Here is an 8,082-nt window from a genome sequence, read left to right as displayed (position 1 = left end):
CGGTGCCGCAGGGCGTGCCGAGCGTGCGCCAGACCCCGATCGTGCTGCTGCCGCGGCGCGCGCTGGCCGATTGGCAATGCGCCGCCGGCCGCAACGCCGACCCGGCGCCGGTGTCCTCGCGCGCGCAGCGCGTGCTCGACGCCCTGGCCGCGCGCGGTGCCTCGTTCTTCGACGAACTCGAACGCTCCGCGCACCTGCTGCGCACCGAACTGGAAGAAGCGCTGGGCGAGCTGGTGGTGCGCGGGCGCATCACCTGCGACAGCTACGCCGGCCTGCGCGCCTTGCTGGTGCCGCCGTCCAAGCGCGCCAGCAGCCACGGCCAGCGCCGCCGCCGCGCGCTGCTGACCGATCTGCAGGACGCGGGGCGTTGGTCGCTGACCCGGCCGGAAGCGTCCGAGCCGGCGGCCGCCGCGCAGGTGTCGGCGCAGATCGCCGAGTCGGTCGAACACATCGCCTGGCGCCTGCTCGAGCGCTACGGCGTGGTGTTCTGGCGCCTGATCCAGCGCGAGGCGGCGTGGCTGCCGCCGTGGCGCGACCTGCTGCGCGTGTACCGGCGCCTGGAAGCGCGCGGCGAGATCCGCGGCGGCCGCTTCGTCAGCGGCATGACCGGCGAGCAATACGCCTTGCCCGATGCCGTCAGCGCGCTGCGCCAGGTGCGCCAGCGCGAGCACGACGGCGAAGTGGTGTGCGTGTCGGCGGCCGATCCGCTCAACCTCACCGGCAGCGTGCTGGCCGGCGCCAAGGTGCCGCGCATTCCCGGCGCGCGCATCGCCTTCCGCGACGGCGTCGCGGTGGCGAGCCTGCTGGCGGGGCAGGTGGAATGGATCGAGACCTTGCCCGCCGATGCGCAGCGCGACGTGCAGCGCTTGTTGCTGCGTCGTCCCGGCGTCGCCGCGGCCGACGCGCGCATCGACGACGTCATGCGCACTCTGGGCCTGGGCGCGCGCTGAGGCGACCGGCGGTCGCGGCTGAGCGATTCAGCGCCAAAGCGCGACCCAGTTCCGCCGGATGCGAAGAAAACGTAAAGCGATGCGCGCGGCGCGCGCGCAATCTCCGCCCACGACCGGTTTCGTCGCATTCGCAGCCGTGCCTGCGCCACCCTCGCGTTTGCGAAACTGAACTCGAAAAAACGCGCCCGCGCCGAATCGACACGCTCTTCGCGCGGCGCAGTGGCAAGGTGGTCTGCGGGGGCCGTGAACGAGCGAATGCGCTCATGCGCACGCATCGCCGACGATGCATGCGGATTCATCCATGGCGCGTATCCGCGGTCTTTCTTCTGTGCGCCGGGTCGGTAACCGCGCGCCGCAGTCATTCGAGGACACCCGATGCGCCTGCAATCTAGCCACAGCCTGCCGACCCGCCGCGGCTCCGCCGCCGGCGGCCACCGCACCGCCGTCGCGCCGACGCGGCCGGCGCGCGACGCGGTCGATCTGGACTCCGAATTGAGCTACTGGCGCGCGCACTACCGCACGCTGTTCGGCCGCCCGGGCTTGCGCTTCAGCGATTACGAGCCGGCGGTCAAGCTCGGCCTGGACGCTTACGTGCGCAGCCTGATCGAGGACCGCGCGCAAGGCGAGGACGAACTGCACGACCGCTACCGCCGCGTGCACGGCGCCTCGCGCCTGGATTGGGACGACGCGCGCGCGGTCGCCGCGGCGGCCTGCGACCGTCTGCAACGCGAGCGTGGCCAGCGATGAACGCCGTGCGTCGCGGTTTCGAGCGCGGCGCCAAGGCCGCCGCGCGCTTCACCGGCCATCCGCTGTGCTTCGGCCTGGCGGTGCTGGTGGTGCTGGCCTGGGTGATTTCCGGGCCGATGTTCGGCTACAGCGACACCTGGCAGCTGGTCATCAATACGGGCACCACCATCATTACCTTCCTGATGGTGTTCCTGATCCAGAACTCGCAGAACCGCGATTCGGCGGCGGTGCAGATCAAGCTCGACGAGCTGATCCGCGCGACCCACGCGGCCGAGAACGCCTTGCTCGACCTGGAAGAACTCGACGAGGAGGCGCTGGAGCGCTTCCGCAAGCGCTATGAAGACCTGGCCTGCCGGGCGCGCGACGAGGCGCAGCGGCGCGGCGGTGGCCGGCGCACGTCCGAGGAAGACACCTGCGACGACGAAGCGCAGGCGCAACGCTAGCGTCCGACTTGGATGGTTTGGGGTGTGGGCCCGCGTGGATCGTCGATCCGCGCGCTGCTTCGGGCCAGAATTTTCGGCGGCCGTGACGCCGCGCGCATGAACCCGACACCCGACGTTAACGCTGCGATCCTGATCGCTTAACCACGCAGTGGCTAGCGTGGAAGCCGACAACGCGAAGCCAGACCATCGCGCAGTCCGTCCACGAACCGTCCGCGAACCGTCGATGGTTCGCCCCTTCGCCGGCCGCCAGACGCGGCTCGCCCACCGGAGGTCCACCTATGTCACGCGGCGACAAATCGTCCTATACCGACAAGCAGAAACGCCAGGCCCAGCACATCGAGGAAGGCTACCGCAAGGAAGGCGTGCCCAAGGAGGAAGCCGAGGAGCGCGCCTGGCGCACCGTCAACAAGCAGGACCACGGCGGCAAGAAGTCGGGTTCGGGGCGCAAGGACTCGCATTGAGTTCGCGCCTTCCATCCGCACCCTGTCGAATTCGCTTGCCGTTTCCGTCGTTCCTGTCCGACGCATCTAACGCGTACCGCCTTTCCTGACCCAGTGCTGCATCTTTCGGAGGATCGTCCATGAAAACCGTCTTCATCGCCGTCACCGCGCTCAGCCTCGCTTTCGCCGGCAGCGCCGCCGCGCAATCGGCCGGCGCCCAGGCGCAGACCGAACAGGATCCGGCCGTCTCCACCGCGACCGGCGATTCGCAGCAGCCGGTCGGCGATACCTGGATCACCACCAAGGTCAAGACCGAACTGATGGCGACCAGCGGCGTGCCCGGCACCGACATCAAGGTCGAGACCGTCAACGGCGTGGTGAAGCTGTCCGGCCACGTCGACAAGGCGCAGGCCGACAAGGCCGCCTCGATTGCGCGCAACATCGACGGCGTCAAGAAGGTCGACACCAGCGGCCTGATGGCGTCGCATTCGCGCAAGTGAGCCGGGCGTCGCGCGGACCGGGCCGCCCGCCATGTCCGCGCGACGCAGCCGCGCCCGCGCCGCCGCTGCCTGGCGCAACCGCCGCCCCGGAGGTGCTTCCATGACCCAGCTCGCCGACCGCGTCTACCGCGACACCGCGCAGATCGAGCGCCTCAGCGCGCTGGTGGCGCAATTGCCCGACGCGGGCTTGATCGATCTGCAATTGATCGACGGCAGCTGGCGTGCCGCGGTGGTCGTGGTGCGCCCGAGCCTGCAGACGTTTCTCGATCCGGATGGACGCGAAGGCGTCAATGCGGTCGTGCGCGTCGACGATCCGGCCAGCGGCCGCAGCGATTATCTGTGGATCGACGAGATCCTGCGGATCCGTCCGGTGCATTCGTCCGAACGCGACTTCACCGAGTGACGAGTTCGCCGACTAAGGCTCGTCCGTTGGGGCGCCGTCGCGCCCGAAGCCGAAGCGGCCGCACGTCAGGGCTGGCGGAGCGGGCCTTCGGCGAGAATTCGCCCCATCCCTACAGCGCGCCGAGCGCGCGGGAGTTCCCATGCCTACCTGCGATGTCTGCGGAAACGACTACGACAAAGCCTTTACCGTCGCCATGCCCGATCGCAGCGGAACGTTCGATTCGTTCGAATGCGCCATCCATGCGCTGGCGCCGCGTTGCGCGCATTGCCGATGCCGGATCGTCGGCCATGGCGTCGAGCACGACGGCGACTATTATTGTTGCTCCCACTGCGCGCAGCACCGCGGCGTCGAGGGCGCGCGCGATCGAATCTGATGGCGCGTGCGATGCGGCGTCGTCGCCGCGTTCCCAATTCCGCCCACGACGGCGGGAAAGCCGCCGGCCGGCCGCGTTTCGCGGTGAGAAAACGTGAGCCAAGCCACAGCCGGATGCGTTGCGGCTCCGGCCTCCACGCCGCGCTCGCAACGCCTGGGCGATGATCCGGCCCATGTCCTTCTTGCGCAGCCGAGAACCCGACCGTCCCGCCGGCGCCAGCGAGGGACGCTGTTTCTTGTACGTGCTGCCTTGCGCGTACGAGGATCTGCTCAAGATCGGACACTCGCGCAACCCGCTGCAACGCGCCCAGGATTTGCAGCCGCGTTACTTCGAATTCTTCGATCTGGGCCGCGCCTTCGCGCTGGAACTGGACAAGGTCCGTGAGGCGCGCTCGCTCGAGCACGCCTTGCACGCGCGGCTGCGCGAACACAACGCACCCGCGCCGCTGACCGTGCGCGCACAGGCGGCCGGCCTGGGCGAGTGGTACCGCGGCGCCTATGCACAACTCGAACGCGAAGCCGAGTTGTGGCAGGCGCGGGGCCATGCCGTGCACCGGCCGCTGTCGGCGTGGATGGCGCGCGAACTGGCGGGGCAGGGCGACGCGCTGTATGCGCGCACCGAGGAACTGCTGGCGCAGTTGCAGGGCGACACCGCCTTGCTCGACGCGCCGGAGCTTGCGCCGCTGCGGCGCAACCTGCTCGATACCCTGGACGCGCATCGCGCGCTGACCTTCGATCTCGACCGCCGCCTGCCGCCCAGTCTGCTCGACTGGTACCGGCGCGCCGGCGCTACCGTTCCCTAGGCCCAACGCTCAGGAGTGCACCATGACCAAACTCGACAAACCGCTGCGGCGCGAACTGGACATCGACGGCAAGGCCTACACCCTGACCGTCGACCCCGACGGACTCAAGCTGACCGAAAAAGGCCGGCGCAACGGCGTGGAGCTGCGCTGGGCCGCGCTGGCCTCCGGCGACGACGCGCCGGCGCACGCGGTGACCCCGTCCGCGCAGTCCTGAATCCCCGCGCAGGCGGGTATCTCCCTGTAGGAGCGGCGCAAGCCGCGACCGCGACAACGCAGCTGCGGCGCAACTCTCGTCGCAAGCGAAGTGTCGCGGTCGCGACTCGCGTCGCTCCTACAGTCGCCTCGTCGCAGCGGCATGCCCCCTGTAGGAGCGGCGCAAGCCGCGACCGCGACAACGCACCTGCGGCGCAACTCTCGTCGCAAGCGAAGTGCCGCGGTCGCGACTCGCGTCGCTCCTACAATCGCTGCGCCGCAGCGGCGTCGACTGCGCGCCGCACCCGGAACGCCGCGCTGATCCGCGCGTCCACCACGCCCGGGTCCTTGGGAATGCCGTGGTCGTAGCGGTATTGCGAGGCGTGGCTCATGACCAGCAGGCTGCCGGCCTCCAGTTCGATATGCCAGGTCGCGTGCGGCGCGCGCTTGGCGCGGATGGTCATGCGCCGGCTGGCGCCGAGCGAGAGCACGGCGATGGGCTGGCCCGGCGCGAGGTCGTGCAGTTTGTCGTTGTGCGGGGCGACGCTGTCGCGGCCGTCGCGGTAGAGGTTCAGGCCGATGCTGTCGAAAGGCGCGCCGAGCGCCGCGCGTACGCGCTCGGCGGCGGCCTCCAGCAGCGGCGGCAGCGGGTCGCGGCCGATGCGGTAACGGGCGACGCGGCGCGGCACTTCGACCAGACGCTCGTACATCAACCGTTGCTCGCAGTTCCAAGCCGCGTGCTCGCGCAGTTCGGCGAACAGGCGCGCGCACGCGTCCGGCGCGAACACGCCCGGCAGATAACGCACGCCGCCCTCGGCGTCGAGGATGGGTTGCTGCGGTTGCGCGGCGAACAGCGAGGTTTGGTGCATCGGCGCAGGCTACGCCGGCGCGGTCTCAGCGCGCGAGACCGCGCCGGCGCGCTCAGGCCTTCGGCCGCTGCTCGAGCTTGGGCAGGAACCACGCCAGCAAGCCGATCGCCGGCAGGTAGGCGCACAGGCGGTAGACCGCTTCGATGCCGACGTGGTCGGCCAACTGGCCCAGCGCCGCCGCGCCCAAGCCGCCCATGCCGAAGGCGAAGCCGAAGAACAGCCCGGCGATGACGCCGGTGCGGCCGGGCACCAGTTCCTGCGCGTAGACCAGGATCGCCGAGAACGCCGAGGACAGGATCAGGCCGATGATCACCGTCAGCACCGTGGTCCAGGCCAGGTTCGCGTGCGGCAGCAGCAGGGTGAACGGCAGCACGCCCAGGATCGAGAACCAGATGACGTAGCGGCGGCCGATGCGGTCGCCGATCGGGCCGCCGGCCAGGGTGCCCAGCGCGACCGCGCCGAGGAATACGAACAGATGCACCTGCGCGCTCTGCGCGCCGACCCCGAACTTGTGCATCAGATAGAACGTGTAATAGCTCGACAGGCTGGCCATGTAGAAGTACTTGCTGAAGATCAGCAGGCCCAGCACGACCATGGTCGCGACGATGGTCTTGCGCGGCAGCTTCGGCGCCGCGGCGGTGCGCGCGCCGGCCTTGCGCTGCAGCGGAATCTGCTCGCGGTACCACAGGCCGATGCGGCTGAGCAGCAGCATCGCCGCCAATGCGGCGAACGCGAACCAGCCCACGCTGCCCTGGCCGCGCGGCATGACGATGTACGCCGCCAGCAGCGGCCCCAGCGCCGAGCCGAGGTTGCCGCCGACCTGGAACAGCGACTGCGCCAGCCCGTGGCGCCCGCCGGAGGCCATGCGCGCCACGCGCGAGGATTCGGGATGGAACACCGACGACCCCGAACCGACCAGGGCCGCGGCGAGCAGCAGCATCGGGAAACTGGTGGCGCGCGAGAGCAGCAGCAGGCCGGTCAGGGTGAAGCCCATGCCGATCGCCAGCGACCACGGCATCGGCCGCTTGTCGGTGTAGATGCCCACCAGCGGCTGCAGCAGCGAGGCGGTGACCTGGAAGGTCAGGGTGATCAGGCCGATCTGGCCGAAATCGAGCTGGAAGCTCTGCTTCAACAGCGGGTACAGCGCCGGCAGCAACGACTGGATCATGTCGTTGAGCAGGTGGCAGACGCTGAGCATGGCCAGGATCGGCAAGGCGATCTTGTTGGCGGTCTCGGCGGCCGGGGCGGGCGGGGCTTGGAAGTCGGGAACCGCGGGCGCGACGGGACTGTCGGCCGTTGCAGGAGCGGAGGTGTCCAGGGAGGTCATGGCGGCAGGCTGGCGGGAAGGGGGCGCACGCTCGGCGGGCCGGGCGCAACGGCGGATTCAGTAAACGCCCCTGCGCGCTTGCCCGCGTTATAGTTCGGGTCAACATTCTTCGAGATCGGGCCAATGCGCAATGTGCTGGCCGGCCAGGTCGACCACCTGCCGGGCCGGATCGTGGCGACGTCGAACGAGTACCCGAGCGGGCACCGCATCGCCCGCCACCGTCATCGCCGCTCGCAGCTGCTGTACGGCGCGCACGGGATCATGGTGGTCGGCACCGAGGCCGGCCGCTGGATGGTGCCGCCCGAGCGCGCCGCCTGGATTCCGGCCGGCATGCCGCACGACGTGCACGTGCTGGCGCCGATCAGCACCCGCAGCATCTACGTCGAACCCGAGGTCAGCGCGGCGCTGCCGGCCGACTGCCGGGTGATCGGGGTGTCGGCGCTGATGCGCGAGCTGTTGCTGGAGACCCTGGACCTGCCGCTGCAGGCCGACACCGCCGACGGTTCGCGCCCGGACCTGATCTATTCGCTGATCGTGCGCGAGATCGAGCGCGCGCCGGTGCTGCCGCTGGACATCCCGTTCCCGGCCGAACCGCGCCTGGCCAGGCGCTGCCGCGCCTACCTCGCGCATCCGTCGCCGCACGACGGCATCGACGACTGGTGCCGCGACCTGGCGATGAGCCGCCGCACCTTCACCCGCCGCTTCCGCGCCCAGACCGGCACCAGCTTCGCCCAATGGTGCCGCCAGGCCGCGATCTTCGCCGCCTTGCCGCGGCTGGCCGCGGGCGAAGCGATCACCGCCCTGGCGTTGGACCTGGGCTACGAGAGCGCCTCGGCCTTCACCACCATGTTCAAACGACTGATCGGCATGCCGCCGAGCCGTTATCTGGCGACGGCGCGGGCGTACGCGCCGCCTGGGTAAGCGCGTGGCGTTCGGGCTGCGGTGGCGGTTGCGTCGCGATTGCGGTGGCGCGGTCGCGGCTCGCGCCGCTCCTACAGGGCTTGCGATGTTGCGGCGAAGCGGCTGTAGGAGCGAC

Annotated in this window: 11 protein-coding genes and 1 pseudogene; 10 read left to right on the top strand and 2 right to left on the bottom strand. The window is 70.2% G+C overall.

Annotation, left to right across the window (positions count from 1 at the left end; all coding sequences use genetic code 11):
• The 9 genes and pseudogenes from A7A76_RS10285 to A7A76_RS10245 form a co-directional block, all read left to right on the top strand.
• Positions 1-950: Lhr family helicase (locus A7A76_RS10285; RefSeq protein ID WP_428995121.1), on the top strand; the 950-nt coding region annotated here is incomplete at its 5' end.
• Between the two features lie 375 nt (positions 951-1,325).
• Positions 1,326-1,697, top strand: coding sequence for a hypothetical protein (locus A7A76_RS10280; protein WP_206411123.1), 372 nt, complete (start codon positions 1,326-1,328; stop codon positions 1,695-1,697).
• Positions 1,694-2,140, top strand: coding sequence for a low affinity iron permease family protein (locus A7A76_RS10275; protein ID WP_206411122.1), 447 nt, complete (start codon positions 1,694-1,696; stop codon positions 2,138-2,140). Before A7A76_RS10280 ends, A7A76_RS10275 begins: the two co-directional genes overlap by 4 nt.
• 278 nt (positions 2,141-2,418) lie before the next feature.
• Positions 2,419-2,589: pseudogene (locus tag A7A76_RS10270) on the top strand (HupB); the annotation flags it as partial.
• A gap of 131 nt (positions 2,590-2,720) precedes the next feature.
• Positions 2,721-3,080 carry a BON domain-containing protein gene (locus tag A7A76_RS10265; protein WP_206411120.1) on the top strand — a complete coding sequence of 120 codons (360 nt, stop codon included), beginning with the start codon at positions 2,721-2,723 and terminating at the stop codon, positions 3,078-3,080.
• Between the two features lie 100 nt (positions 3,081-3,180).
• The gene (locus tag A7A76_RS10260) at positions 3,181-3,483 is read left to right on the top strand and encodes a DUF3247 family protein (protein ID WP_206411119.1); all 303 of its coding nucleotides are present in this window, start codon (positions 3,181-3,183) and stop codon (positions 3,481-3,483) included.
• Positions 3,484-3,622: 139 nt separating this feature from the next.
• On the top strand, positions 3,623-3,856 hold the full coding sequence (locus A7A76_RS10255; protein ID WP_206411118.1) for a hypothetical protein: 234 nt from the start codon (positions 3,623-3,625) through the stop codon (positions 3,854-3,856).
• Positions 3,857-4,028: 172 nt separating this feature from the next.
• Positions 4,029-4,658: a GIY-YIG nuclease family protein gene (locus A7A76_RS10250; RefSeq protein WP_206411117.1), complete on the top strand. Its 630-nt coding sequence runs from the start codon at positions 4,029-4,031 to the stop codon at positions 4,656-4,658.
• A gap of 22 nt (positions 4,659-4,680) precedes the next feature.
• A complete protein-coding gene (locus tag A7A76_RS10245) occupies positions 4,681-4,872 on the top strand; it encodes a hypothetical protein (RefSeq protein ID WP_206411116.1) in 192 nt (63 codons plus the stop codon).
• 241 nt (positions 4,873-5,113) lie between these two features.
• Here the strand turns inward: A7A76_RS10245 and A7A76_RS10240 are convergent, their stop codons facing one another.
• Positions 5,114-5,719, bottom strand: a complete 606-nt coding sequence (locus tag A7A76_RS10240; RefSeq protein WP_206411115.1) for an alpha-ketoglutarate-dependent dioxygenase AlkB — start codon at positions 5,717-5,719, stop codon at positions 5,114-5,116.
• A 52-nt stretch (positions 5,720-5,771) separates the two neighbouring features.
• The gene (locus A7A76_RS10235; protein WP_206411114.1) at positions 5,772-7,046 is read right to left on the bottom strand and encodes an MFS transporter; all 1,275 of its coding nucleotides are present in this window, start codon (positions 7,044-7,046) and stop codon (positions 5,772-5,774) included.
• Between the two features lie 123 nt (positions 7,047-7,169).
• Here A7A76_RS10235 and A7A76_RS10230 point away from each other — a divergent pair, with 123 nt between their 5' ends.
• On the top strand, positions 7,170-7,967 hold the full coding sequence (locus A7A76_RS10230) for an AraC family transcriptional regulator (protein WP_206411113.1): 798 nt from the start codon (positions 7,170-7,172) through the stop codon (positions 7,965-7,967).
• Positions 7,968-8,082 lie beyond the last annotated feature (115 nt).

The organism is Lysobacter enzymogenes, from assembly GCF_017168095.1.
Taxonomy (GTDB): Bacteria; Pseudomonadota; Gammaproteobacteria; order Xanthomonadales; family Xanthomonadaceae; genus Lysobacter; species Lysobacter enzymogenes_D.
Note: the sequence above shows the minus strand (reverse complement) of the source record. Positions and strands in the feature narration are given on the sequence as shown.